The organism is Stenotrophomonas sp. STEN147 (assembly GCF_056757995.1).
Map to the genome: position 1 here is coordinate 1 of NZ_JBRRCG010000013.1, position 24,300 is coordinate 24,300.

At 67.9% G+C, this 24,300-nt stretch carries 25 protein-coding genes; 12 read left to right on the plus strand and 13 right to left on the minus strand.

Annotated features, from left to right (window positions below; genetic code table 11):
- Nucleotides 1-155 precede the first annotated feature (155 nt).
- Together ACVOKU_RS13245 and ACVOKU_RS13250 are read right to left on the minus strand one after the other, a co-directional pair.
- Nucleotides 156-980, minus strand: a complete 825-nt coding sequence (locus tag ACVOKU_RS13245; RefSeq protein ID WP_481560146.1) for a helix-turn-helix transcriptional regulator — start codon at nucleotides 978-980, stop codon at nucleotides 156-158.
- Nucleotides 977-1,681: a VIT1/CCC1 transporter family protein gene (locus ACVOKU_RS13250; protein ID WP_065175139.1), complete on the minus strand. Its 705-nt coding sequence runs from the start codon at nucleotides 1,679-1,681 to the stop codon at nucleotides 977-979. Before ACVOKU_RS13250 ends, ACVOKU_RS13245 begins: the two co-directional genes overlap by 4 nt.
- Nucleotides 1,682-1,833: 152 nt before the next feature.
- Between ACVOKU_RS13250 and ACVOKU_RS13255 the strand changes: the two genes are divergently transcribed.
- Nucleotides 1,834-3,198, plus strand: a complete 1,365-nt coding sequence (locus tag ACVOKU_RS13255) for a glutamate--cysteine ligase (protein WP_065175138.1) — start codon at nucleotides 1,834-1,836, stop codon at nucleotides 3,196-3,198.
- A gap of 215 nt (nucleotides 3,199-3,413) precedes the next feature.
- Here ACVOKU_RS13255 and ACVOKU_RS13260 read toward each other — a convergent pair whose 3' ends face one another.
- Nucleotides 3,414-4,466, minus strand: a complete 1,053-nt coding sequence (locus ACVOKU_RS13260) for an NAD(P)-dependent alcohol dehydrogenase (protein WP_053517445.1) — start codon at nucleotides 4,464-4,466, stop codon at nucleotides 3,414-3,416.
- 106 nt (nucleotides 4,467-4,572) lie between these two features.
- On the opposite strand from ACVOKU_RS13260, the gene ACVOKU_RS13265 reads away from it, so the two are divergent.
- On the plus strand, nucleotides 4,573-5,457 hold the full coding sequence (locus ACVOKU_RS13265; RefSeq protein ID WP_053517444.1) for a LysR family transcriptional regulator: 885 nt from the start codon (nucleotides 4,573-4,575) through the stop codon (nucleotides 5,455-5,457).
- Between the two features lie 66 nt (nucleotides 5,458-5,523).
- Entirely contained in the window at nucleotides 5,524-6,192 is a 669-nt protein-coding gene (locus ACVOKU_RS13270; protein ID WP_197571081.1) for an SMI1/KNR4 family protein, read from the plus strand.
- Nucleotides 6,193-6,223: 31 nt separating this feature from the next.
- On the opposite strand, the gene ACVOKU_RS13275 is transcribed toward ACVOKU_RS13270, so the two are convergent.
- Entirely contained in the window at nucleotides 6,224-6,628 is a 405-nt protein-coding gene (locus ACVOKU_RS13275) for a VOC family protein (RefSeq protein WP_481560147.1), read from the minus strand.
- A gap of 145 nt (nucleotides 6,629-6,773) precedes the next feature.
- On the opposite strand from ACVOKU_RS13275, the gene ACVOKU_RS13280 reads away from it, so the two are divergent.
- From ACVOKU_RS13280 to ACVOKU_RS13305, 6 genes are all read left to right on the plus strand, one after another.
- Nucleotides 6,774-7,781 carry a glycoside hydrolase family 43 protein gene (locus ACVOKU_RS13280; RefSeq protein WP_206733989.1) on the plus strand — a complete coding sequence of 336 codons (1,008 nt, stop codon included), beginning with the start codon at nucleotides 6,774-6,776 and terminating at the stop codon, nucleotides 7,779-7,781.
- A gap of 68 nt (nucleotides 7,782-7,849) precedes the next feature.
- Nucleotides 7,850-8,125 (plus strand): metal/formaldehyde-sensitive transcriptional repressor, encoded by a 276-nt coding sequence (locus ACVOKU_RS13285; RefSeq protein ID WP_108757140.1) that lies wholly within the window; start codon nucleotides 7,850-7,852, stop codon nucleotides 8,123-8,125.
- Nucleotides 8,126-8,184: 59 nt separating this feature from the next.
- On the plus strand, nucleotides 8,185-9,294 hold the full coding sequence (locus tag ACVOKU_RS13290) for an S-(hydroxymethyl)glutathione dehydrogenase/class III alcohol dehydrogenase (RefSeq protein WP_481560148.1): 1,110 nt from the start codon (nucleotides 8,185-8,187) through the stop codon (nucleotides 9,292-9,294).
- A gap of 51 nt (nucleotides 9,295-9,345) precedes the next feature.
- Nucleotides 9,346-10,176, plus strand: coding sequence for an S-formylglutathione hydrolase (fghA, locus tag ACVOKU_RS13295; RefSeq protein ID WP_065181736.1), 831 nt, complete (start codon nucleotides 9,346-9,348; stop codon nucleotides 10,174-10,176).
- 192 nt (nucleotides 10,177-10,368) lie between these two features.
- The gene (locus ACVOKU_RS13300; RefSeq protein ID WP_481560149.1) at nucleotides 10,369-11,796 is read left to right on the plus strand and encodes a GGDEF domain-containing protein; all 1,428 of its coding nucleotides are present in this window, start codon (nucleotides 10,369-10,371) and stop codon (nucleotides 11,794-11,796) included.
- A gap of 160 nt (nucleotides 11,797-11,956) precedes the next feature.
- Nucleotides 11,957-13,279: an alpha/beta hydrolase family protein gene (locus ACVOKU_RS13305; RefSeq protein WP_481560150.1), complete on the plus strand. Its 1,323-nt coding sequence runs from the start codon at nucleotides 11,957-11,959 to the stop codon at nucleotides 13,277-13,279.
- A 45-nt stretch (nucleotides 13,280-13,324) separates the two neighbouring features.
- On the opposite strand, the gene ACVOKU_RS13310 is transcribed toward ACVOKU_RS13305, so the two are convergent.
- From ACVOKU_RS13310 to ACVOKU_RS13330, 5 genes are all read right to left on the minus strand, one after another.
- Nucleotides 13,325-13,663: a hypothetical protein gene (locus ACVOKU_RS13310; RefSeq protein WP_053443843.1), complete on the minus strand. Its 339-nt coding sequence runs from the start codon at nucleotides 13,661-13,663 to the stop codon at nucleotides 13,325-13,327.
- A 91-nt stretch (nucleotides 13,664-13,754) separates the two neighbouring features.
- Complete coding sequence (locus tag ACVOKU_RS13315; RefSeq protein WP_312556469.1) at nucleotides 13,755-14,696, minus strand: DegV family protein; 942 nt, start codon at nucleotides 14,694-14,696, stop codon at nucleotides 13,755-13,757.
- Between the two features lie 94 nt (nucleotides 14,697-14,790).
- Nucleotides 14,791-15,423 carry a DsbA family protein gene (locus ACVOKU_RS13320; RefSeq protein WP_481560151.1) on the minus strand — a complete coding sequence of 211 codons (633 nt, stop codon included), beginning with the start codon at nucleotides 15,421-15,423 and terminating at the stop codon, nucleotides 14,791-14,793.
- Nucleotides 15,424-15,440: 17 nt separating this feature from the next.
- On the minus strand, nucleotides 15,441-16,703 hold the full coding sequence (locus tag ACVOKU_RS13325; RefSeq protein WP_481560152.1) for an amidohydrolase family protein: 1,263 nt from the start codon (nucleotides 16,701-16,703) through the stop codon (nucleotides 15,441-15,443).
- Nucleotides 16,704-16,720: 17 nt separating this feature from the next.
- On the minus strand, nucleotides 16,721-18,130 hold the full coding sequence (locus tag ACVOKU_RS13330) for an amidohydrolase (RefSeq protein WP_481560153.1): 1,410 nt from the start codon (nucleotides 18,128-18,130) through the stop codon (nucleotides 16,721-16,723).
- Nucleotides 18,131-18,281: 151 nt separating this feature from the next.
- Here ACVOKU_RS13330 and ACVOKU_RS13335 point away from each other — a divergent pair, with 151 nt between their 5' ends.
- Together ACVOKU_RS13335 and ACVOKU_RS13340 are read left to right on the plus strand one after the other, a co-directional pair.
- The gene (locus tag ACVOKU_RS13335) at nucleotides 18,282-19,058 is read left to right on the plus strand and encodes an AMP nucleosidase (RefSeq protein ID WP_053517431.1); all 777 of its coding nucleotides are present in this window, start codon (nucleotides 18,282-18,284) and stop codon (nucleotides 19,056-19,058) included.
- 43 nt (nucleotides 19,059-19,101) lie between these two features.
- Entirely contained in the window at nucleotides 19,102-19,641 is a 540-nt protein-coding gene (locus ACVOKU_RS13340) for a DUF924 family protein (protein ID WP_065175129.1), read from the plus strand.
- Nucleotides 19,642-19,728: 87 nt separating this feature from the next.
- On the opposite strand, the gene grxD is transcribed toward ACVOKU_RS13340, so the two are convergent.
- Complete coding sequence (grxD, locus tag ACVOKU_RS13345) at nucleotides 19,729-20,655, minus strand: Grx4 family monothiol glutaredoxin (RefSeq protein WP_111186168.1); 927 nt, start codon at nucleotides 20,653-20,655, stop codon at nucleotides 19,729-19,731.
- Between the two features lie 60 nt (nucleotides 20,656-20,715).
- Here grxD and ACVOKU_RS13350 point away from each other — a divergent pair, with 60 nt between their 5' ends.
- Nucleotides 20,716-21,564 carry a polysaccharide deacetylase family protein gene (locus ACVOKU_RS13350; RefSeq protein ID WP_481560154.1) on the plus strand — a complete coding sequence of 283 codons (849 nt, stop codon included), beginning with the start codon at nucleotides 20,716-20,718 and terminating at the stop codon, nucleotides 21,562-21,564.
- A 109-nt stretch (nucleotides 21,565-21,673) separates the two neighbouring features.
- Here ACVOKU_RS13350 and ACVOKU_RS13355 read toward each other — a convergent pair whose 3' ends face one another.
- Genes ACVOKU_RS13355 through ACVOKU_RS13365 form a run of 3 tightly spaced genes read right to left on the minus strand, consistent with a single transcriptional unit; the run spans nucleotide 21,674 to nucleotide 24,290 of the window.
- On the minus strand, nucleotides 21,674-22,390 hold the full coding sequence (locus ACVOKU_RS13355) for a class I SAM-dependent methyltransferase (RefSeq protein WP_481560155.1): 717 nt from the start codon (nucleotides 22,388-22,390) through the stop codon (nucleotides 21,674-21,676).
- A gap of 4 nt (nucleotides 22,391-22,394) precedes the next feature.
- Nucleotides 22,395-23,012 (minus strand): SGNH/GDSL hydrolase family protein, encoded by a 618-nt coding sequence (locus ACVOKU_RS13360; RefSeq protein WP_481560156.1) that lies wholly within the window; start codon nucleotides 23,010-23,012, stop codon nucleotides 22,395-22,397.
- A 3-nt stretch (nucleotides 23,013-23,015) separates the two neighbouring features.
- Nucleotides 23,016-24,290: a pyridoxal phosphate-dependent aminotransferase gene (locus tag ACVOKU_RS13365; protein ID WP_111186223.1), complete on the minus strand. Its 1,275-nt coding sequence runs from the start codon at nucleotides 24,288-24,290 to the stop codon at nucleotides 23,016-23,018.
- Nucleotides 24,291-24,300 lie beyond the last annotated feature (10 nt).

Genomic DNA, 24,300 nt, shown 5'->3' on the forward strand with positions numbered 1-24,300 from the left:
GCCATGGATGGCGCCATCGAGCCCCCATGGATGGGTTTACGGCGTGTCCTGGCCACCCACAGTGCCCCGCCCTCCCACGGATAGCCCGCTGTTGCTGTTGCTTCGGCTCTTGCAATTGCCTCTGCGGGTGCAGGGCGCAGCCCTGCCTGACCCCCTCAAATGTCTGTAGGAGCCAGTCCGTACTGCTCGGCGAAGCGCTTGCTGAAACTGGCTGCGGAACGGTAGCCCGCGCGTGCGGCCACGGTCTTCAGCGGCAGGCCGGTGGTGTACAGCAACTGCATGGCGTGGGCCAGTCGTGCCTCGGTCAGCAGCTGGCGCAGGCTGGTACGCTCGGCCGCCAGCCGGCGACGCAGGGTGGCGCCGCTCAGGGCGAACTGCTCCTCCAGGTCACGCGATTGCCAGTCGCGCGCAGGTTCAGCGGCGACACGATCCCGTATCTGCTCACCCAGTGTCGGTGCCGTGGGCAGCAGCAGGTTGCCGTGGCCCTGCCGGCACAGGGTCAGCACCATCGAGGCCAGGGCCAGCCGGGCGTCGCTGTAATGACCGTCCTGCAGCGATTGCCGCCAGCGGCGCAGCACGGCGCCATGTTCGGCCAGCGACAATCGCGCCATCGACGGACCAGCGTTGGGCAGTTCCTCGTTCCACAGTGTCCGCGCCGCGGCCAGCACTTCCGCACACAGCGGCACGATGGCGCTGAGGTAACGGCCGCTGCGCGGGTCTGGACGGTTGACCACGTCGATGCGGCAACGCTGGGTCAGCAGCAGTATGTCGCCGGGCGCGAACTCCAGCGTCTGGTGTGCGGTACGTACCTGCTTGCGTCCTTCCAGCAGGATCGCGAACTGCGGTTGCGGGATCTCCACCGAGCTGGCGCCATGCTCGCGCCGCGCGGTGATGCAGGCATAACCCTCGGCGCGATCACAACCGGCCAGCGAAGACATCTCGGCCAGCAGCGCCGTTGCGGCGGGCAGCATCGTGGTCATGTCACGTGGGCGCCCAGCAGCCGGCCGACGCCGGCGGCTGCAGCCATTGCCAGTGCGCCCCAGAACATGACGCGCAGGGCGCCGCGCAGGGCAGGCGCACCTCCGGCGCGGGCCGCCATCGCGCCGGTCACGCACAGGCCCAGCAGGGTGCTGGCGGTGGTCACCCCTGCCACGGAGTCGGCCGGTGCCAGCAGTGCGGTCAGCACCGGCAGGGCCGCCCCACAGGTGAAGGCTGCGGCCGAGGCCAGTGCGGCCTGCAGCGGCCGGGCGCGCAGGGTATCGGTGATGCCCAGTTCGTCGCGAGCGTGCGCACCGAGGGCATCGTGGGCCGTGAGCTGTTCGGCCACCTGCCGCGCCAGCGCCGGGGCCAGGCCGCGATGGCGGTAGATGGCGGCCAGCTCTTCCAGCTCGCTGTGCGGATCGTCCTGCAGTTCGCGCTTCTCCATCGCCAGGTCGGCGCCTTCGGTGTCGGCCTGGGTCTGTACCGAGACGTACTCGCCGGCGGCCATCGACATCGCTCCTGCGACCGTGCCTGCCAGGCCGGTGGCCAGCAGGGTGCTGGCCGATGCGCCACTGGCGGCAACGCCGACCACCAGCCCTGCCACTGAAACGATGCCGTCGTTGGCGCCGAGCACGGCGGCGCGCAGCCAGCCGACGCGGTCGGCCCTGTGTCGTTCCGGATGGCGCGAATGACGGGTCATGCCTTGCAGTGTACGAGGGTCAAGAGGTCGTCGGTAGGATGCTGAAACCCGTCTTCGTCGCATGCTGCGACGGGGCGCCACGCTATAGTGCGCCCTTGCGATGGAAGGCCCCCAGCCCCACATCCCCCGTCACCGTACAGCGAGTCTTCCCCTTGTCGAGCCCCAGCCACGTCGCCGATACGCCCATTACCGACCGCTCGCAGCTGGTGGAGGTGATCGCCTCCGGCGAAAAGCCCCGCGCGCAGTGGCGCATCGGCACCGAGCACGAGAAGTTCGGCTTCCGCCTGGACGACCTGCGACCGCCGGCCTTTGAAGGCGAGCGTGGCATCGAGGCCCTGCTCAACGGCCTGGTCCGTTTCGGCTGGGAACCCGTGCAGGAAAACGGCAACACCATCGCCCTGCTGCGCGATGGCGCGTCGGTGACGCTGGAGCCCGCCGGCCAGCTGGAACTGTCCGGCGCGGCGCTGGAGACCATCCACCAGACCTGCGTGGAGACTGGTACCCATCTGAACGAAGTGGCGCAGGTGGCCGGCGAGCTCCAGCTGGGCTTCCTGGGCATGGGCTTCCAGCCGAAGTGGGCGCGCGATGAGATGCCGTGGATGCCGAAGGGCCGCTACAGGATCATGCGCGCGTACATGCCCAAGGTCGGTTCGCTCGGCCTGGACATGATGACCCGTACCTGCACGGTGCAGGTCAACCTGGACTACGCCAGCGAAGCGGACATGGTGAAAAAGTTCCGCGTTTCGCTGGCACTGCAGCCGATCGCCACCGCGCTGTTCGCCGACTCGCCGTTCACCGAAGGCAAGCCGAACGGCTACCTCAGCTATCGATCGCACATCTGGACCGACACCGACGCCGACCGCACCGGCATGCTCGACTTCGTGTTCGAGGATGGCTTCGGCTATGAGCGTTATGTCGATTACCTGCTGGACGTGCCGATGTACTTCTCCTACCGCGATGGCATCTACCACGATGCCAGCGGGCAGAGCTTCCGCGACTTCATGCAGGGCCGGCTGCCGGTGCTGCCGGGCGAGTTGCCGACCCTGCGCGACTGGTCGGACCACACGACCACGGCGTTCCCGGAAGTACGCCTGAAAAAGTATCTGGAAATGCGTGGCGCCGATGGCGGTCCGTGGAGCCGCCTGTGCGCCCTGCCGGCGTTCTGGGTCGGCCTGCTGTACGACGACACCGCGCTGGATGCCGCCTGGGATCTGGTGCGTGACTTCACCCTGGCCGAGCGCCATGTCCTGCGCGACGGCGTGCCGAAGCATGCGATGAACCTGCCGTTCCGCGATGGCACGGTGCGCGATCTGGCGCGCGAGGCGGTGAAGATTTCCGTTGAGGGCCTGAAGCGCCGCGCCGCGCGCAATGCCGATGGCCAGGACGAGAGCAAGTTCCTGGATGTGCTGCAGGAGATCGTCGAATCCGGCCTGACACCGGCCGAGCGCAAGCTGGCGCTGTTCCATGGTCGCTGGCACGGCAACGTGGATCCGGTGTTCCGGGAATTCGCGTACTGAATGCGGCCGCCGGGCATGGCCCGGCGCTACCCGCCATGGCTCCGGCAGCGCCGGGCCATGATTCCGGCAGCGCCGTGCCATGCCCGCCATGATTCCGGCAGCGCCGGGCCATGCCCACCATGATTCCGGTAGCGCCGGGCCATGCCCGGCGGGTGTCGCGCGCAGAAAAAACCCCGGCCTCGACGCCGGGGTTTTTCATTCCATCAGCCGGGCCGTCAGGCCTTGAGGCTGGCCATGTCGATCACGAAGCGATAGCGCACATCGTTCTTCGCCATGCGCTCCCACGCGTGGTTGACATCCTTGATGTCGATCACCTCAACATCGCTGACGATGTTGTGCTCGGCGCAGAAATCCATCATTTCCTGGGTCTCGGCCATGCCGCCGATGGCCGAGCCGGTGACGTGCTTGCGGCCGAAGATCACGCTGGCACCCATCAGGGGCGGGTCCAGCTCGGTGATGACGCCGACCAGGCACATGGTGGCATCGCGCTTGAGCAGGCTCATGTACGGGTTGGTGTCATGGCTGACCGGCACGGTGTTGAGCAGGAAGTCGAAGCTGTTGGCGTGCGCCTTCATCTGCGCCGGATCGCGCGAGACCAGCACCTCGTCCGCGCCCAGGCGCTTGGCGTCGGCGCCCTTTTCCGGGGTGGTGGTGATCATCACTACGGTGGCGCCCATCGCCTTGGCAAACTTCACGCCCATGTGGCCCAGACCGCCCAGGCCGATCACGCCCACCTTCTGGCCGGGGCCGACCTTCCAGTGGCGCAGCGGCGAGTAGGTGGTGATGCCGGCGCACAGCAGCGGCGCGGCGGCCTTCAGGTCCAGCGTCTCGGAGACCTTCACCACGAAGCGCTGCTCGACCACGATGTGGTCGGAGTAGCCGCCCATCGTCAGCTCACCGGTATTGCGGTCGCGGCTGTTGTAGGTATAGGTCGGGCCCTTTTCGCAGTACTGCTCCAGGTCGTGGTCGCAGGCATCGCAATGGCGACAGGAATCCACCATGCAGCCGACGCCGGCGATATCGCCGACGCTGAGGCGAGTGACGGCCGGACCGACTTCGACCACGCGGCCGATGATTTCGTGGCCGGGAACCATCGGGTACTCCGCGCCGCCCCAGTCGTCGCGGGCCTGGTGCAGGTCGGAGTGGCAGATGCCGCTGTACAGCACTTCGATGCGGACATCGTTGGCGCCGACAGCGCGGCGTTCGAAGGTGAAGGGCTCGAGCGGAGCGGTATTGGTACGCACCGCATAACCATGGGCGAGGGACATGGGGAATCCTTGGCGGGTTTGTGGAAAGGCGTTTTACAATACGCCCCTCATACCCGCCCACAAAGCGTGGATATCGGCATGATTCATCAAGGCAGACTGCACAATCATGGCCACTGACAATCTCACCCACCTGGCCGCCTTCGCGGCGGTGGCCCGCCACCGCAGCTTCCGCCGGGCCGGCGCCGAGCTGGCCCTGTCGACCTCGGCGGTGAGCTATGCGATCCGGGCACTGGAAGAGCGGTTGGGGGTGGGCCTGTTCCATCGAACTACCCGCAGCGTGGCCCTGACCGAGGCCGGGCAGCGCCTGCTGGACCGGTTGCAGCCGGCGCTGGGCCAGGTGCACGAGGCGCTGGAGGAAATGAACCAGTTCAGGGACAGCCCGACGGGCCTGCTGCGCATCAACGCGGCCCGCGCGGCAGTGCCGACCCAGCTCGGCCCACGCCTGACCCGCTTCCTGCGCGCGCACCCCGATGTGCGCCTGGAGCTGACCGAGAACGATGGGCTGGTGGACATCGTTGCCGAAGGCTTCGATGCCGGCGTGCGGCTGCATGAGTTCGTGCCCGAGGACATGGTGGCCGTGCCGCTGGGCCCGGCCCTGCACGGCATGATCGTGGCCTCGCCCGAGTATCTGCGCCAGCACCCGGCGCCGCAGCATCCCCGCGACCTGCTGCAGCACGAATGCATCCGCTTCCGCTTCGCCAGCGGTCACCTGTACAAGTGGCAGTTCGACCGCGATGGGCAGTCGCTGGAAATCGACGTACGTGGGCGACTGACGCTGAGCGAGCAGACCACCATCATGCGCGCGGTGCTGGATGGCTTCGGCCTGGCCTATGTGCTCGAGGATGCCGCGCGCCCGCACATCGAAGCCGGGCGGATGGTGGCGGTACTGCAGGACTGGAGCGAACCGTTTCCCGGCTTCGTGCTGTATTACCCCAGGCAACGGCAGATGGCGTCGGCCTTGCGCGCATTCGTGGACATGCTGCGCGAATAGATCCATGCCTGCGCGGACGCTGCCTGTCGAGGTAAAGTGCGCGCCGATCCAATCACAGGGACGTTCATGCATACGCTTGCCGAGATCGAACTGGCCACCGGCCAGACCTTTCCTGCTCTCTACCACCGGCTCGATGCAGAAGACCGGCTGAGCTGGGGGGCGACCCATCCGCAATGGGCGCAGGTGTGCCTTCCGGAGCTGCAACCGGTACCGCCGATTCTGCTGTATGCGCAGGATTACGAGCCGCTTGAGCGTGGCGAACTGCTCGAGGCCTGGCAGGAGCTGACTGCAGAGGATCACTACAACCCATTGCGCGAGGATCTGCAGCTGCTGCCGTTCGCCCGCACGGGGGCCGGTGACAGCTACTGCTTCTGGACCAATGCGCCGGGCTGCCACGAGCCGCCGGTGCTGCTGGTGTGGCACGACGATGATCGCGCTGACGTACTGGCCCGCAACCTTCAGGATTTCCTGTTCCGCAAGATGGTGGAGGCGGTGGCGGACTACGAGGCCCCCTACACGCTGTTGTCGCACGGTGACCTGGCCGACAATCTCCAGCGCTGGCTGGGCTCGCATCGCGCGTGGCTGCGGGACGACCAGGCCACTGCGCTGGAGGCCCTGTTTGCACGCAGCGCAGAGATCGAGCAGGGAGAGATCGATGAGGACCAGGCGCAGGCGCTGGTGCAGCAGCTGATCGGATTCGAGCGGCTGGACGAATCATTCGCCTACGTGCGTTGATGCTAGCGGCGGGCCCGGTGCACTCCGCCGATCAATCCAGCAAGGCGTCGTAGCCGGGGCCGGCGAACTGGATCAGGCAGAAGCCGTGCCCGAACGGATCCGCCAGCATTGCGATGCGCCCCCATGAACGCTCGCGTGGCGCCTGCTCGAGCGTTGCGCCTGCCGCCAACGCCTGGGCAAGGGCGGCGTCGAGGTCCTCCACGATCCAGTCGATGTGCAGCGGGGTCCAGTGACGTTCGTAATCCCGCACGTCACCGTCGACGGTAGCTGCGCTGCCCGCTTCGTTCTGCAGCAGATAGAGCGGTGTCGGGCCGCCCAGCAGTTCCAGCACCTCCGGGCCGAGACGGCGCCCGGCATGGAGGCCGAAGGCGCGTGTGTAGAACGCCTCGGCGGCCGCGAGGTCCGGAACGTCCAGATTGATGATGAAGGGGATCATGGCCCGGGCCCTGCGTTGTGCCAGGCACCATGCGCCGATGATTCCCGTCGATCAAGAGGGTGCGCGGTTTGAGGCAGCGCGTCGCGGAAAGGCGCCGGCGATCGTTCTAGACTCGAGCGATCGAACCTGCATTGGAGTGGCTCTGATGGGACTGCGCGAATGGGGGAGGGGGGCCGCACTGGCCGTGCTGCTCGCAGCCACTGGCGTCGGCATCGCGGATGCGCGTGACAGCCAGGCACCGGTGATGTCCGGCAATCCGATCCTGCCGGGCTGGTACGCGGACCCGGAGGCGGCCGTATTCGGCAGCACCTACTGGATCTTCCCCACGCGCTCGCGGCCCTATGCAGAACAGGTTGCCTTCGATGCCTTTTCGTCGCCCGACCTGGTGCACTGGCGCCGGCACGACAGCGTGCTGTCCATCGAGAACATTCCCTGGGCCAGGCAGGCGTTGTGGGCACCCTCGGTGGTGGCCAACGACGGGCGCTACTACTTCTTCTTTTCCGCCAATGACATCCAGAACGACGGCGAGACCGGTGGCATCGGCGTGGCCGTGGCCGACCAGCCCGAAGGGCCTTACCGCGATCTGCTCGGCAAGCCACTGGTGGGCGCGTTCCACAATGGCGCGCAGCCGATCGACCAGTATGTGTTCAAGGATGACGATGGTGCCTGGTACATGATCTATGGCGGCTGGAAGCACGCCAACATCGTGCGCCTGAAGGCGGATTTCAGCGGCCTGCTGCCCTGGGACGACGGCACGCTGTTCAAGGAGATCACGCCGGCGCCGGAGTACGTGGAAGGTCCGCTGATGTTCAAGCGGGGCGGTCGCTACTACTTCATGTGGTCCGAAGGCGGCTGGGGCGAGCCGGACTACTCGGTGGCCTATGCGATCGCCGACGCGCCGACCGGGCCGTTCACACGCATCGGTCGGGTCCTGCAGCAGGACCCGGCCATCGCCACCAGCGCCGGGCACCACTCCCTGATCCACGCGCCCGGCGATGACACGTGGTACATCGTCTACCACCGCCGGCCGCTCGACCAGACCGACCGCAATGCCCGCGTCACCGCGATCGATCGCCTGTACTTCGACGCGCAGGGCCGCATCCTGCCGGTGAAGATGACGCACGAGGGCGTACCCGCGCACCGCCTGCGCTGAGGCGCAGGATGTACCTTTCCGTCACCTGTGTATACTGTCCCCCAGTATAGTTCCTGGGTGGCCCTGCCATGCCGCACTCTCCCGAAGAGAAGAAGAAGGTCCTGGCCCGCGTGCGCCGCATCCGCGGCCAGTGCGATGCACTGGACCGTGCGCTGGAAGCCGGCGCCGAGTGCGGGCCCGTGCTGCAGCAGATCGCTGCCATCCGCGGAGCGGTCAACGGGCTGATGTCCGAGGTGATGGAAGCCCACCTGCGCGAAGAGTTCGGACAACCCGCAGCGTCCGATGAACAGCGCGCCGAGCGCGTGCGCGAGATGAGCGGGCTGATCCGCTCGTACCTGAAATAAGCAACGGCGCAGCATAGCGTCGTCCATCCTGTTACTGCCTGTCTTTGGAGAATCCCACCATGAAATCCCGTGCCGCCGTCGCCTTTGCTCCCGGCCAGCCGCTGCAGATCGTCGAGATCGACGTCGCCCCGCCGAAGGCCGGCGAAGTGCTGGTCAAGATCACCCACACCGGCGTCTGCCACACCGATGCGTTCACCCTGTCAGGGGATGATCCGGAAGGTCTGTTCCCGGTGGTGCTGGGCCATGAAGGTGCCGGCATCGTGGTGGAAGTAGGCGAGGGCGTGACCAGCGTCAAGCCGGGTGACCACGTGATTCCGCTGTACACCGCCGAGTGCGGCGAATGCCTGTTCTGCAAGAGTGGCAAGACCAACCTGTGCGTGTCGGTACGCGCGACCCAGGGCAAGGGCGTGATGCCCGATGGCACCAGCCGCTTCAGCTACAACGGCGAGCCGATCTATCACTACATGGGCTGCTCGACGTTCAGCGAGTACACGGTGGTGGCCGAAGTCTCGCTGGCGAAGATCAATCCGCAGGCGAACCCGGAACATGTCTGCCTGCTCGGCTGCGGTGTCACTACCGGCATCGGTGCGGTGCACAACACGGCCAAGGTGCAGGAAGGCGACAGCGTGGCAGTGTTCGGCCTCGGCGGCATCGGCCTGGCCGTGATCCAGGGCGCGCGCCAGGCCAAGGCCGGCCGCATCATCGCGGTGGATACCAATCCGTCCAAGTTCGAGCTGGCGCGTGAGTTCGGTGCGACCGACTGCATCAATCCGAAGGACTTCGACACGCCGATCCAGCAGGTCATTGTCGAAATGACCACCTGGGGCGTGGACCACAGCTTCGAGTGCATCGGCAACGTCAACGTGATGCGCGCGGCGCTGGAATGCGCGCACCGTGGCTGGGGCCAGAGCGTGGTGATCGGCGTGGCCGGCGCCGGCCAGGAAATCTCCACCCGTCCCTTCCAGCTGGTCACCGGCCGCAAGTGGATGGGCACGGCCTTCGGTGGCGTCAAGGGTCGCAGCCAGCTGCCGGGCATGGTGGAGGACGCGATGAAGGGCGACATCGAACTGGCGCCGTTCGTCACCCACACCATGGATCTGGACGGGATCAACGATGCCTTCGATCTGATGCACGAAGGCAAGTCGATCCGTTCGGTCGTGCACTACTGAGCCATCCCGGGTGGCAGGCCGTCAGGGCTGCCACCCTTCTGGAGAGACACCATGGAACGCATCGAACATCGTGCCTGCTTCGGCGGTTGGCAGGACGTGTACCGTCATCCCTCGTCCACGCTGGGCTGCGACATGCAGTTCGCCGTTTACCTGCCGCCGCAGGCGGAAACGCAGGCGCTGCCGGTGCTGTACTGGCTGAGCGGACTGACCTGCACCGAACAGAACGTCATCACCAAGGCGGGCGCGCAGCGCTATGCGGCCGAACATGGCGTGATTCTGGTCGCGCCCGACACCAGCCCACGCGGCGACGATGTCGCCGACGCGGAGGGCTACGATCTGGGCAAGGGTGCCGGCTTCTACCTCAACGCCACCCGCGAGCCGTGGTCCAAGCACTACCGCATGCATGACTATGTGGCGCAGGAACTGCCGGCGCTGATCGAGGCGAACTTCGCGGTGACCGGGGCACGCGCGATCAGTGGTCACTCGATGGGAGGCCACGGTGCACTGGTGGTCGCGCTGCGCAATCCGGGGCGCTACCGCAGCGTGTCGGCATTTTCGCCGATTGTTGCACCCAGCCAGGTGCCCTGGGGACAGAAGGCGTTCCAGGCCTATCTGGGCGACAACCGCGCCGACTGGGCCGCGTGGGATGCCTGCGAACTGATCGCTGCGGCCAGCGAACGCTTGCCGCTGCTGGTGGACCAGGGCGGGGCCGATGAGTTCCTGCAGAGCCAGCTGCAGCCGCAGCGCCTGCAGCAGGCCTGCGACGCCGTCGGCCATCCGCTGACCCTGCGCCTGCAGGATGGCTACGACCACAGCTATTACTTCATCGCCAGCTTCATCGGCGAGCACATCGCCCACCACGCCCGCGCGCTGCACGGCTGAATGGCCGGCGTGACAGCTGCAGTCCCGGGGACGCAACCGCGTATGCCCCGGCGCGACGGAACGCCTGCGTCGCTGTAGCGCCGCGCCATGCCCGGCGCAGGGGCAGGGGAAGCAGGTGTGGCGTGGATCACGCCTCCATGGCGGCCTGTCGCGCTATCGTGCGTGCAGACAGGCTTGCTCAGTGGGGGATGCATGCCGGTAGTGCTGGCGCTGCTGTACGTGTTCGGCCATGGCCTGGTCGTGGCCCTGTGGCCGGGGCCGGCAGGCCTGGGTTCGTTCGTGTTCCTCACCGGCGCGCCGCTGCTGGCCGCCGCCGCATGCCTGTGGCGCGCGCGTGCGGATCGCGCCGCGCTGGGCTGGCGTGCCATCGCGCTGGCACTGCTGCTGTGGGCGGGGGGCATGGGCATCAACATGCTCGATGCACTCCGTGCCGACCGCCCCGACATCACCCCGGGCGCCAGCCTGCTGCTGTACGTGCTGTATGGCGTGCCGCTGGTGTTCATCCTGGCCCGCTCGCGGCGGGAGCGCTGGGCCATCAGCGTGATCGACGGAATCATGGCGGCCCTGCTGGGCGTGCTGTTCTTCGTGCATACCCAGTCATTTGCCGACCATGTCGGCATCGATGACCAGGCGCTGGCCAACATGCAGCGCATGTTCGATATCCAGAACCTGTGCATTGCTGTGTTTGCCATCGTGCGCTGGGTGTCCTGTGATGTCCCGGAGCGACGCAGCGTGTTCCGCGCGCTGGCGCTGTACGCGCTGGCCTATCTGCTGGTGGCCTACTACATCAACCACTTCACCTCCGAACAGTCTTTCGGCGCCTACAACGATCTGCTGATCGACGTGCCGTTCCTGTTGCTCGCGCTGCTGGCACTGCGGCGGTCGCCAGCCACCGGATTCGTGCTGCAGCCGCGGCTGGCCCGGCTGGTGCAGGCCGGCGGCCCGATCATCCTGCCGCTGCTGTTGCTGGTGGTGGGCACCCTGGTGGTGGACCATGCCAGGCCCCTGGCATTGGCTGGATTCGTTCTGGCCACGTTGGGCTTCAGCCTGCGCAGTGCGCTTCTGCAGATCGATCTGCTGGAACGGCAGGCCGGGCTTGACCAGCTCGCGCGCCAGGATGGCCTGACCGGCGTAGCCAACCGCCGCCAGTTCGATGCCGAGCTGCAGGCCGAATGGAACCGGGCGCGGCGGAGCGGCACCGAACTGGCGCTGCTGCTGGTCGATATCGATCATTTCAAGGCGTTCAACGATGCCCATGGTCATCCCGCCGGCGACCGTTGCCTGCAGGCCGTGGCGGCGCTGCTGCAGCACAGCGCCGGGCGTGCGGGCGACAGCGTGGCGCGCTACGGCGGTGAGGAATTCGCGGTGATCGTGCCCGGCACGGCGTTGGACGGCGTGCAGGCGTTGGCCGAGCGACTGCGACGGGCGGTGGAAGCGCTGCAGCTGCCGGAAGGGCGGGTCAGCATCAGTGTCGGCATCGCATTTCTGCATCCGCCGGCAACAGCCGATGCCGGACAGCTGCTCGCCGATGCGGATACGGCGTTGTATGCGGCCAAACGCGCGGGACGCAATCGTGTGGCGATGCAGGGCGAAGCGCCGGCCGGCGCAGACCGCCGCTAGACCCCGCCCCCGCGCATTCGCCAGGGGAACGGGGCTCCGCTGCCGGTGGCTGTCGCCCGCGGACGCGCCTTCGTCGGCGGTACCCGCACTTCGTCGCACCGCGCTGGCGATCACGCGGGAGCTGGTTCACCGTCACCCACCAGTGTGGAGAGGAGCAGACATGCACAGAACCCTGGTGTCGCTGGCCGCGTGGAGCGCGATGGCCTTCAGTGCGCAGGCGGTCGCGGCCACGGCGGCGTCGCCTTGCGCCGCGGCGAGCTACCGGATGGCCGATGGCAGTACGCTGGACATCGGCCCGGGTGCGGGTGATCAGCTGCGCTGGCGCACGCCAGATGGCCGCAGCGGCGCACTGCAGCGCACCGCGGGCGATGCCTGGACCAGTACCCGCGGCTGGACCGGGCAGCCGGACGGGCAGCGGATGGTGCTCACGGACTGTGGGAAGGGCGGCATCAGCGTCGACGGAATGAAGGGCGAGCGCATTCCGCTGCGGCAGATCGACACCCGTTTCAGCGGTGCCGGCGCAATGCTGCAGGGGCGGCTGACGCTGCCCCCGGGCGATGCGCCGGTTCCACTGGTGGTGCTGGTGCATGGTGCGGAGAACAGCTCCGCGCTGGAGCGCTACTCGCTGCAGCGCGAGTTCGCCAGCGCCGGCATTGCCGTGTTCGCCTACGACAAGCGGGGCACGGGTCGCTCCGGCGGGCGGTACACGCAGAACTACCTGACCCTGGCCAATGATCTGATCCTGGCCACGCGCGAAGCACGCCGGCTGGCGGGGGCACGTGCGCAGCGGGTCGGCTACCAGGCCGGCAGCCAGGGCGGCTGGGTGGCGCCGCTGGCGGCACGCATCGAGCCTGTGGATTTCATCGTGATCAGCTTCGGCCTGGCGGTCTCGCCGCTGGAGGAAGACCGCGAGGCGATCGCCTTCGACATGCAGCGGGCCGGCCAGGACGCAGAAGCCACTGCGCAGGCGATGCAGATCGCCGATGCGGTGGCGACCATCGTCGAGAGCGGATTCACCGAGGGATTCGATGTACTGGCGGAGGTGAAGCAGCGTTACCAGCATGCGCCCTGGTTCCCTGCGGTACGCGGGAACATTACCGGGTATCTCCTGTCGACTCCGGAGGTGACTGCACGCGAGCAGGGGCCACGGTTGCTGGACGGGGTGCCGGCCCATTACGACCCTTTACCGGTGCTCACGCATCTGCAGGTGCCGCAGTTGTGGATCTTTGGCGGGCAGGACCGCGATGCGCCGCCGGGAGAGACGCTCAGGCGTCTTGCGGTTCTGCAGGGCCAGGGACGGCCGATCTCCACGGCCGTGTATGCAGACGCCGATCATGGCATGTACGAGTTCGAGCTGGATTCGGCCGGGGAACGCGTATCGACACGGCAGCCGGCCGGGTACTTCCAGCTGATGACGGACTTCATCCGTGGCGATGCGCTGCGGGCCGAATACGGCCAGGCCCGCCCCACGCCCGCGCGATGAGGGCTTCGACGGGCGAAGCCCAGCGCATGCCAGCGCGTTCGCCGCTCAACGTACGTCGCGCAGTTCCCAGTGATGGCCGGCCAGCAGGCGCAGGCGCTGCTTGAACACATCGCTGTCGATGCGGGTGGTGGCCACCAGGTTGATGCGCAGGTCCTTCTGCTCACCGGTTACGGTGGCGTCCGGGTCGGTCACGCCCCACTGCGGCTCCACTGCATCCGGATCGGGTTGCTTGGCTTTCCAGCGCTCGAACAGCGCGCCGCTGCGCAGGGCGTCCTGCAGTTCTTCGGCAAAGCCGGCGGCCCCCTGCGAATGGAAGGACAGGTCGGGGTCGTTGCCGCGGGCCTTGGACGGGTCGGGAAGGCTGATGTGGTACTGCGCAGGCATGGTGATCTCCTTGAAGTGCGGCAAGGCTGGCATAGACGCGGTGCAATGCTTGTGTACATCCGGCGCACCTGCATGCAGGCGTCGCCCGCCCTCATTCGAACCGATGCGGTCCATCGGCAAAGCCCACGGTAACGGCGCCCTTGCCGACGTTGACCATGCCGGTCAGGCTCATCACCGATTCGTACACGGTGACGCCGTGTGTGGCGCAGACCTCCGTCAGCTGCGCGTAGCCGGGCAGGGCGCGCAGCTCCTCCAGCTCACCGCCATAGCTGACGCAGACTGTCGGTGTCATCAGTCCGCTGCGCACGCGCTGGCCGACCACAGCGAAGAGCTTCTGCACGGCGTTGTCGAAGCCCTTGATCTTGGCCACCGGGCCGGTCTCACCGCGGTAGCCGTGCAGCACCGGCTTGATGTCCAGTGCGCTGCCCAGCGCGGCACTGAGCAGGCCGACACTGCGGTCGCCCTTGTGCCGCGCGCGGGCCCGCATGTAATACAGGTCACGGGTGACCATGTAGCCATGCACGTTGCCGGCCAGTTCCTCCAGCCGCTCGCGGATCTGCTGCACGCTCGCGTTGCTGTCGCGCAGGCGCACCGCTTCCACCGCCGTCACCGCCTGCGCGGCGAACAGGTTCTGGGTGTCGAGCACGCGCAGCGCGAAGGGCGAGTTGTAGCCCGCGGCCTGCCGCACCGGCTTGTAGTCGTTGAGGATGGCGAAGCTGGCCTGCAGGGCGTTGTCGTGGATCGGGCTGCGGGTCTTGGTGATGGTCATGCAGAAGACGTGGTCGTAGTCGATCACCAGCTGCTGCAGGAACAGGTCACGGATCTGGTTGACGCTGAAGGGGATGGTCTCCGCCTCGGCACCATGTTCGGCCACGTGCGCGTGCAGGAAGCTGAGCGTGGCCTGTTCGTCACGGTGGTCGGCGAGTACGGCTTCGCCGATCCGCACGGTGATCGGGAGCAGCACGATGTTGTGTTCGGCAATGAACGCCTGCGGCAGGTCGCAGGCCGAGTCGACGACGATTCCGATGCGCATCCGCGGCTCCCCCTCCAGGGCGGTTGTTGGTTCGGAAGTGTGAAAAATATCTCAAAACGGGAGCCCGCGCGCGAGGGAAGCGCAGGCGCCCTGTTCAGCGTCTGCGCTGTGCCGCGATCGGCAGGGCCTCCACCCGCTGCCATTCCGGCTGCGCCAGCAGGTCCGGATGGGCCAGCACAGCGGCCATCAGCGGGTGCGCGTCATTGCCCCAGAACAGCTCGTCGCCGATGGCCAGGGTCGGTACGCCGAACACGCCGGCCGCAAGCGCTGCTTCGGTGTTGTGCCGCAGCTGCTCCTTGACCTCTGCGGTTGCCGTGGCGGCCGCCACATCCGCGATGCCCAGCCGCGCGCCGGGTTCGCGCAGCGCCTCGGCGCTGTCGGCGGCGTTGCCCTCGCGCCAGATCCAGTCGAACAGCACGTCCACGGCCTGCGCGCCGCCGCCTGCGGCCAGGCACAGCCGCAGGGCGGCCAGCGGGTTGAACGGGTGGGCAGGCGGGAAGCGCAGCGTCACGCCTTCCGCCTGCGCGTTCCAGAGCAACTGGCGGTAGATGAAGCGCCGCTTGGCCGGGATCTCGGCCGGGCCGAGATTGCCAAGCTGCTGCAGCACCGCCCCGAAGGCGATCGGCACCGGCTGTACCTGTGCGAACTGGGGCAGTTGCTTGACCTTCTGCCAATGCAGGTAGGAGTAGGGCGAGACGAAATCGAAGTACCAGTGCAGCGGAGCCATGGGGCTTTCCTCGTCGGTCAGGGCTGCGCGTTGCGCTGCAGATAGCGGTCGCGCAGGTCGGTCTGGCGCGAGCGCATCGGCATCGGCCGCCCGCCCATCCAGACCTGTTCGGCATAGTGCGCCACATCCAGCGGGTCGCCTTCCCAAAGCACCAGGTCGGCGCGCTTGCCGGGCTCGATGCTGCCGATCTGGCCGGCCACCCCGAACGCCTGTGCGGGAACCCGGGTCAGGCCTGCCAGCCCGTCGGCCCAGGGCAGGCCATGGGCGACCGCATTGCCTGCGAGCTGGCGGATCTTGCGTGCGTTGTGCGAGGCATCGCCACGTTGCACGAAGCTGACGGGCACGCCCGCACGCTGCAGTCGTGCCGCGTTTTCCAGGGTGGCGCCGATCTGGTCGAAGCTGGCCGGCAGGTTGGCCAGCACGTCGACGAACACCGGCACCCCGGCCGCAGCCAGCTCCGGCGCCAGCTGCCAGGCTTCGCTGGCTCCAGACAGGGCGATCTTTACCTTTTCGCGTGCAGCCCAGCGCAGCAGCTGTCGGATATCGGCAGCGCGATCGATTTCAACCACGATGCGTCCCTGGCCGGCCAGATAGCGCGACAGTGTGCGGCGACCGGCCGGTGTCAGCACGGCGTGCGGTGAATCGGCGGCGACCTGGCCGCGCGCTTCATCCACCATCTGCTGCAGCAGCATCCACTGTGCTGCACGCGAATGACCGGTCAGTTCCGACGCTGCGGCGCCCAGCCGCAGGAACAGCGCACGTGGACCCAGCGGGTCGGCGCTGCCATCGAGCCGCATCACCCCGCCCTGGCCCGCCACGAAGCCACCGCCGGTGACGGCGCCCAGCGCGGTGAAGCCGATGCCCTCCAGTCGCGCCACCGGAATGAGCACCGACGCGGGGTTGTAGGCCAGGGTCACGTCGAACTCCGGGCGCAGCGGCTGCTCGCCGATCTTCAGGCTGCTGTCGACCGTACTCGCTTCTCCCGAGACTTCCTCGATGCCGATCTCGGCGATGCCACCGAACAGCGCGGGCGTGAGCGGGCGGCCATCGGCTTCAACCACGGTCGTGCCGGCCGGTGCGGCCAGGCCCGTACCCACGGCACGGATGATGCCGCCCTGCACCAGCACATCGGCGTGCTGCAGGCTGCCGCGTGCGCCGGCGGTGTGAACCGTCGCGCCGCGCACCAGCAGATCCTGTGCCGATACCGTGCCGGTGATGCCTGCCAGCACCAGGATGGCAGCGCCGAGCCATGCCCGGTTGCGGCTGGAAGACCTTGCCATCTGCATGGAACCGGCCATCAGTGCACCTCCTGCCCGAGCTGGAAGTCCGACTGCGGCGTTGCCGGCAACGCACTGTGGTCGTACAGGCGGCGGCCATCGACATAGACCTGCTCGGCCAATGCGTAGGAGCTGAAGGGATTGCCGTTCCACACCACCACGTCGGCCATCTTGCCGGGCTCCAGCGTGCCGGTCTGGCGCTCGATGCCCAGCGCCTTGGCGGCATTGGCGGTCATCCAGGTGATCGCATGTTCAGGAGTGATCGGGGCCATGCGTGCGCGGCGCGCGGCGGCCATGACCTTGGCGGCCTCCTGGTTCAGGCGCTGGATGCCTTCGGGCGAATCGGAATGGACGATGGCGCAGCTGTTCTTCGCCCGGTCCACCAGCGCGATGTTCTCGGGGATGCCATCGAAGGCTTCCATCTTGAAGCCCCACCAGTCGGCCCACAGTGCACCGCAGACGCCGTCCGCCGCCAGCCGGTCGGCCAGCTTGTAGGCCTCCACGCCGTGGTGGAACGCTGCCACCTTGAAACCGAATTCCTTGGCCAGATCGAGCATGGTGGCCATTTCATCGGCGCGGTAGCAGTGGATGTGCACGCGGATGTCGCCCTGGATCGCGCCGGCCAGGGTGTCCAGCTTGAGATCGCGCTTGCCACCGGCATCGCCCGCGCTGTCACCTTTGTCGCTGCCGAACCAGCGCTTGCGCTTGGTTGCCTTGGGCGTGTTCTTGGTGATGTAGTCGGCGGCATCGATGAAGGCTGCACGGTAGCCGGCGACGTTGCCCATCCGGGTAGCAGGCGTCACACCCTTGCCTTCGCCATAGACGCGTTTGGGGTTCTCGCCGCAGGCCATCTTCAGGCCCCACGGCGCGCCGGGAAACTTCATCGCCTGGTAGGTGATGGCCGGAACATTCTTCAGGGTCACGCCGCGGCCACCGACCAGGTTGGCCGAGCCGGGCAGCACCTGCATGCTGGTCACGCCGCCGGCCAGGGCGGCAGCGAAGCCGGGATCCTGCGGCCACACCGAATGCTCCGCCCAGACATTGGCCGTGACCGGTGCGGTCATCTCGTTGCCATCGCTGTGGGCGCCCACCCCCGGGCTGGGATATACGCCCAGGTGCGAGTGCACGTCGATCAGCCCGGGGGTGACCCACTTGCCCTGCGCGTCGATGCGGGTGACATCGGCCTCGGCCTGCAGCTGCTGGCCGACAGCAACGATGCGGCCCTCACGCAGCAGGACGTCGGCATTGTCCAGGCGCTGGCCGGTGCCGGTCAGCACCGTTGCGTTGTGGATCAGCACCGGCGCATCGGGCTGCGCCCGATAGGTGCTGGGGTAAGGATCGGCCATGAAGCGCGAGGCGCCCAGCGCTGGCGCGGTGGCCAGCGTAACCAGCGCCAGCCCCAGCCCGGCGCGCAACAACGTCGACGTCATGCAGATCCCCTCGGCTACGTAAGCAACCGCTGACGCTAGCCGGGCAGCGGTGGGCTTGCCAAGTGACCTTCTTCACAGGGTGCGACCGCGTGCCTCGACGGCGTCGCCCCACTGGCCGAAAATAGGCGGTCCCCGCCGTTCCGGACCGAGCATGAAGAGCAAGCAGGAAATCGTCGACAACTGGCTGCCGCGCTATACCGGCGTGCCCCTGGACCAGTTCGGCCCGCACGTCCTGCTGACCAACTTCGGCGGCTACCTGCACACCTTCTCCGAACTGACCGGTGCGCCCATCGTCGGCCTGGACCGGCCCATGGCCAGCGCCACCAGCGATGGCATCACGATGATCAACTTCGGCATGGGCAGCCCCAATGCCGCGATCATCATGGACCTGCTGTCGGCGGTGATGCCCAAGGCGGTACTGTTCCTCGGCAAGTGCGGGGGCCTGAAGCGCAAGAACCAGCTGGGCGACCTGGTGCTGCCGATCGCCGCGATCCGTGGTGAAGGCACTTCGGGCGACTATCTGCCACCGGAAGTACCGGCACTGCCGGCCTTCGCCCTGCAGCGCGCGGTCTCGACCATGATCCGCGATCTGGGGCACGACTACTGGACCGGTACCGTCTACACCACCAACCGGCGGGTCTGGGAACACGACGAGGCATTCAAGGAACGGCTGCGCGCGATGCGCTGCATGGCCATCGACATGGAAACGGCCACCGTGTTCGCCGCCGGCTTCGCCAACCACATCCCCAGCGGCGCCTTGCTGCTGGTTTCGGACCAGCCGATGATTCCCGACGGGGTCAAGACCGAAGCCTCCGATGCCAAGGTCAGCTCCCAGTTCGTGGAAAACCATATCCAGATCGGCATCGAGGCGCTTAAGCTTATCCGGCGCAACGGCAAGTCGGTCCGCCATCTGCGCTTCGACGAATGATGATGAGGGCCGGGCGCGGGACGTCCGGGCCCGGGAGTAGGTAATGGACGTTGCCGCGCAGGTGGTGGAATTCTGGAAGGAGGCGGGCCCTGCGAAGTGGTTCGCCCGCGACGATGCGTTCGACGCGCAGTTCCGCCGATTGTTCCTCGATGAGCATTTCGCTGCGGCCGCGCGTGCGCGCGAACACTGGCTGGGCAGCGCCGAGGGTGCGCTGGCCCTGATGCTGCTGTTGGACCAGTTCCCGCGCAACTGCTTCCGTGGCACCGCCCACTCCTACGCCACCGATGGGCTGGCCCGGCACTACGCCATGCGTGCCATCGAGGAAGGGCTGGACCTGCAGCTGGTTCCGAAGCTGCGGGCCTTCATCTACCTGCCGTTCGAGCATTCCGAGGATCCGCTGGACCAGGACCGTTCGGTGGCCATGTTCGACGTGCTGGGTGACAAGGAATACCTGCAGTACGCCGACCTGCATCGCGACATCATCCGCCGTTTTGGCCGCTTCCCGCACCGCAACGCCGTGCTGGGCCGCATTCCCACGCCGGAGGAACTGGACTACCTGGCCGAAGGCGGGTTTGCCGGCTGACCGGGCGGGGCCGGCCACGCGCGGGACAGGCAGAAAACGGAAAACGCCGGCGTGCGCCGGCGTTTTCCTGTTCCGCGCTGCAGCCGATCAGTACTTCGGCACGCCGTTGTCCACCTCTTCGGACCAGGCGTTGATGCCGCCGGTGATGTTGAAGACCTTGGTGAAGCCAAGCGCGCGGAACTGCTCGGCAGCCTGCGCACTGCGACCACCGTGGTGGCACAGGAAGGCCAGTGCGGTGTCCTTCGGCAGTGCTTCCAGCTCGGCGCGGCCGTTGCCGTCGAACACCTTGAACGGCACGCCGACGGCGGCGATGGCGCGCTCGTCAGCCGGGCGCACGTCCACCAGGATCACGTTGCCGGCGCGCACCAGGTCGTCGGCGTCGCGCACGCTGATTTCCTGCACCGGCTTGGGCGCATTCGGGTTGTCGATGGCCAGGCCCTTGCCGCGGATGTCGTCCACCCAGTCGATGGTGATGCCTTCGGCACGGCGCGCGCTGGCCAGGTCGAACTGCACGCGCAGTCCATTGGATTCGGCGGCGATCGCAGCCTCGTCATGCGGAGCGAGCTGGAAGTTGGGCTGGAAGGCTGCATCGATGCTCAGCTGCAGGGCGGCGCCCGGGGCGTCGGCCAGCGCGCCCTTGAGCATCTCCACCGCGGCCGGGGTGACGGTGATGCGCGGCGGGGTGCGGTCCGGCGCGGGCAGGCCCAGCACGCTGCTCAGTTCGCCGCTGGCGGCCATCTGCAGCACGATGTCGCTGCCACCGACCAGTTCGCCGTCGATGTACAGCTGCGGGATGGTCGGCCAGTCGCCGTAGGCCTTGATGCCTTCACGGATTTCCTGGTCGGCCAGCACGTTGACGTGAGCGAACTCGACGCCCAGGTCCTGCAGCGCGCCCACGGCCTTGGCCGAGAAGCCGCACTGCGGCATCGACGGCTGGCCCTTCATGAACAGCACGACGCGGTTGGCGTTGAGGAGGGATTCGATGCGCGAACGCAGGGCAGGATCGAGAGACATGGGAAGTCGGGGGTCCAGTAATTCGAATCTTCGATTCTACCCCTCATGGCATCATGGGGTATGAGCAGCGCAGGAACATTGCATCGCATTCCGCCCCGGCCCTGGCGCTGGCTGCCCTGGCTGGTGGCGTCGCAGTTGGGGGTGATCCTGGCCTGGGTGCTGGCGGGATGGCACTGGGGTCTGCCGCTGATGGTGGCCAGCCACGCGCTGTTCATCGTGCCGGTGTTCCTGCCCAACAGCCGCTTCTACACGCCGGTGCTGAGCCGCCTGGCGCAGGCGGACGACGCGGTCTGGCTGACCATCGATGACGGTCCCGGTGCGGACACGCTGGCCGTGCTTGATCTGCTGGATCGGCATCAGGCGCGGGCGACATTCTTCCTGGTCGGCGAGCGGGCCCTGGCCCAGCCGGCGCTGGTGGCCGAGATCCTGCGCCGCGGGCACGATCTGGGCAACCACAGCTTCAGCCATCCACAGGCGCGCTTCTGGCGGCTGGGACCGAAGGCGATGCGTGCGGAGATCGAAGGCTGCCAGCATGCGCTGCAGGCACTGTCGGGCACGCCGGTACGCTGGTACCGGTCGGTGGTGGGCATGACCAATCCGTTCGTGGGCCCGGTGCTGCGCCGCCTGGGCCTGGTGCGGGTGGGATGGAGCGCCCGCGGCTTCGATGGTGTCGGCTGTACGCCCGAGCGCGTGCTGGAGCGCCTGCTGCCGGATCTTCGCCCCGGCGCCATCGTGCTGCTGCATGAGGGGGCCGCCCATGGCCACAACCTGGTGATCATCGAACGCGTGCTGCAGGCACTGGATGAGCGTGGATTGAAGGCAACGCTGCCTCCGGGAGAGCGCAGCGGCGCGCACGGAATCCGCCGGGCCCGGCCCGGCGCGACCACGGGGTGGGTAGGCATCCGGTAGCGCCGGGCCACGCCCTGCGAGCGCAGCGGCGCGCATGGAATCCGCCGGGCACGGCCCGGCGCTACCAAGGGGTGGGCAGACATCCGGTAGCGCCGGGCCGCGCCCGGCGTCATCCAGGCCGTTCGGCCACCACCAGCCAGCTGTTGAACGGCGTGCGCCCGTGCAGCGGCCGTGGTGCGGCGACGCGCAATCCCGCTTCGCTCAGTGTCGCCAGCAGGGTCGTCGGCTGCGGATAGTGCCGCGGGCGGGTACCCATCCAGCCCACCAGCCAGGCAAGGCGGTCCGCCACCCGCGTGGTGCGGTCCCGGCCATCACCGGTGGCCAGCGGCGTGCGCAGCAGCAGCCGTCCTCCGGGGGACACCCGCGCGCTTGCGGCACGCAGCAGCGTCTGCTGCGGTCCGGCATCCAGGTACTGCACTACGTCCAGCAGCAGTACATGACCGACGTGCGACGGCAGCGCAGCCTGCACATCCAGGCATTCGAAGCGCGCGGCCGGCAGGCCTTCACCGGCTTGCCGCGCCCGCTCGATCTTGGCGGCGTCCACGTCCACCCCGAGATAGGGCTGGCCTCGCCCGCGCTGGCGCAGCACATGCGCGAACAGGCCCAGTCCGCAGCCCAGGTCCAGCACCGGCTGGCCATCCTCGGGCAGCTGTTGCAGCACGCCGTCGTACAACGGATCGCTGCCGAGCTTGCCGCGGGTGTAGTAATAGTCGCGGCGGCTGCCCCAGGCCTGTGCAGGCCGGAACGCCTCGGCGATCGCGCGGGCCTGCGGGGAGGTCAGCGGGGAGCAGGGCAGGGGCGTGCCATTCCGTGGCGTGCCGTCCATCGGGTCAGCCGGCGTCGCCGAGCCGGCGCAGGGCGACCGGCAAGGCGCGCTCGCTCCACAAGGCATACATGCGCGCGGAGGGGTGAAGACCGTCTTCGGCGATCATCGCCGGGTCGTGACCGTGGGCGCGGCTGATGTCGGTGATGTCGACGAAGTCGACGCCGAGGCCACTGCAGACCTGCTCCGCAGCCGCGTTGAACGCGTCGGTTTCGATGCCGATGCGGCCACGGTGTCGGCCGCTGCTGGCGCCGAACGGCGTCACGCCCCAATCGGGAAACGACAGCACCAGCACCCGATCGGTACGGCTGCCGGCAAAACCGATCGCGCGCTGCAGCAGGGCTTGGAACTGCGTGCGGTATTCGTCGAGCGGCCGGCCGCGGTACTGGTTGTTGACCCCGATCAGCAGGCTGACGAAGTCGAACGGCCCCTGCGGGGCGGCCTGGTCGATGCCGGCATCGAGCTCGTCCGTGGTCCAGCCGGTGGTGGCGATGGTCTGCGGATCGGCCAGCGCGACGCCCTGCGCGCGCATCGCGGCGGCCAGCTGATGGGGCCAGCGGCCTTCGACCGCGACGGCCTCACCGATGGTGTAGGAGTCGCCCAGCGCCAGATAGGACAAGCCCACGACTCAGGCCACCGAACGGCGCGGCTTGATCGGGACGACCTTGGTTGCATCCTCGGCGCGGCGGGCCAGCACGCGGTCGATGCGGGCGAACACATCGCGCATCACCGACGCCTCCGGCAGCAGGGTTACGCGGAAGTGGTTGCGGTAGGGCACGTTGAAGCTGGAACCGGGCACCACCAGCACGCCCTCGTTGTCCATCAGCTCCAGGGCGAAGGTGTGATCGTCGAAGCCCTTGGCGGCAGCGCCGACCACCGCCGGGAAGGCATACAGCGCGCCGGCGGGGGCCACCAGCGACAGATGCTCGCTGGCCTCGCAGGCTTCGATCACCGCGCGGCGGGTTTCGTACAGGCGCCCGCCCGGGGCACACAGTGCCGAAATGGTGTCGGGCCCGTTCACCGCAGCCTCGATGGCGTACTGGCCGGGCACATTGGCGCACAGGCGCAGCGCGCTGAGCAGGTCCATCGCCGCGCGGAAGTCGCCCAGGCGTGCGTCATCGCCGCTGAGGTGCGCCCAACCCACGCGCCAGCCGCAGGCACGATGCACCTTGCTCAGCCCGCTGAAGGTCAGGCACGGATGGTCGCCCGCCAGCGGTGCGACCGGCTGGAACACCGCCTCGTCATACAGGATCTGGTCGTAGATCTCGTCGACCAGCAGCAGCAGGTTGTGCCGGCGCGCGATGTCCACCACGCGTTCAAGCAGTTCGCGCGGGTAGCTGGCGCCACTGGGATTGTTCGGATTGATCAGCACGATCGCGCGGGTGCGCGAGGACACCAGGGTCTCGATCTCGCTCGGGTCCGGCTGGAAGCCGTTCTCGGCGGCGCAACGGTAGTACACCGGCCGGCCGTCGTTGAGGATGGTGGAGGCCGACCACAACGGGTAGTCCGGGGACGGCACCAGCACTTCATCGCCGGGGTTGAGCAGCGCACGCAGCGACAGGTCGATCAGTTCGCTGACGCCGTTGCCGACGAACACACGGTCCGGGTGCGCGTCGGGAGCGCCGCGACGGGTGTAGTAGGCGGCGATCGCCTCTCGTGCCACCGGCAGGCCCTGCTGGTGGGTATAGGGATCGGTGCGACCCATGTCGTCGGCGATCGCGCGCTGCAGGTGTTCCGGGGCGCGGAAGCCGAAATTGCCGGGGTTGCCGATGTTGAGCTTGATCAGCTTGCGGCCCTGCGCCTCCAGCTCCCGGGCTCGCCGGGCCAGTTCTCCGCGGATTTCGTAGCGCACTTCGGAAAGGCGCTCGCGGGTGGCCAGGGGCTTGGGCGCGGAGGTTGACATGGTCGGTGAG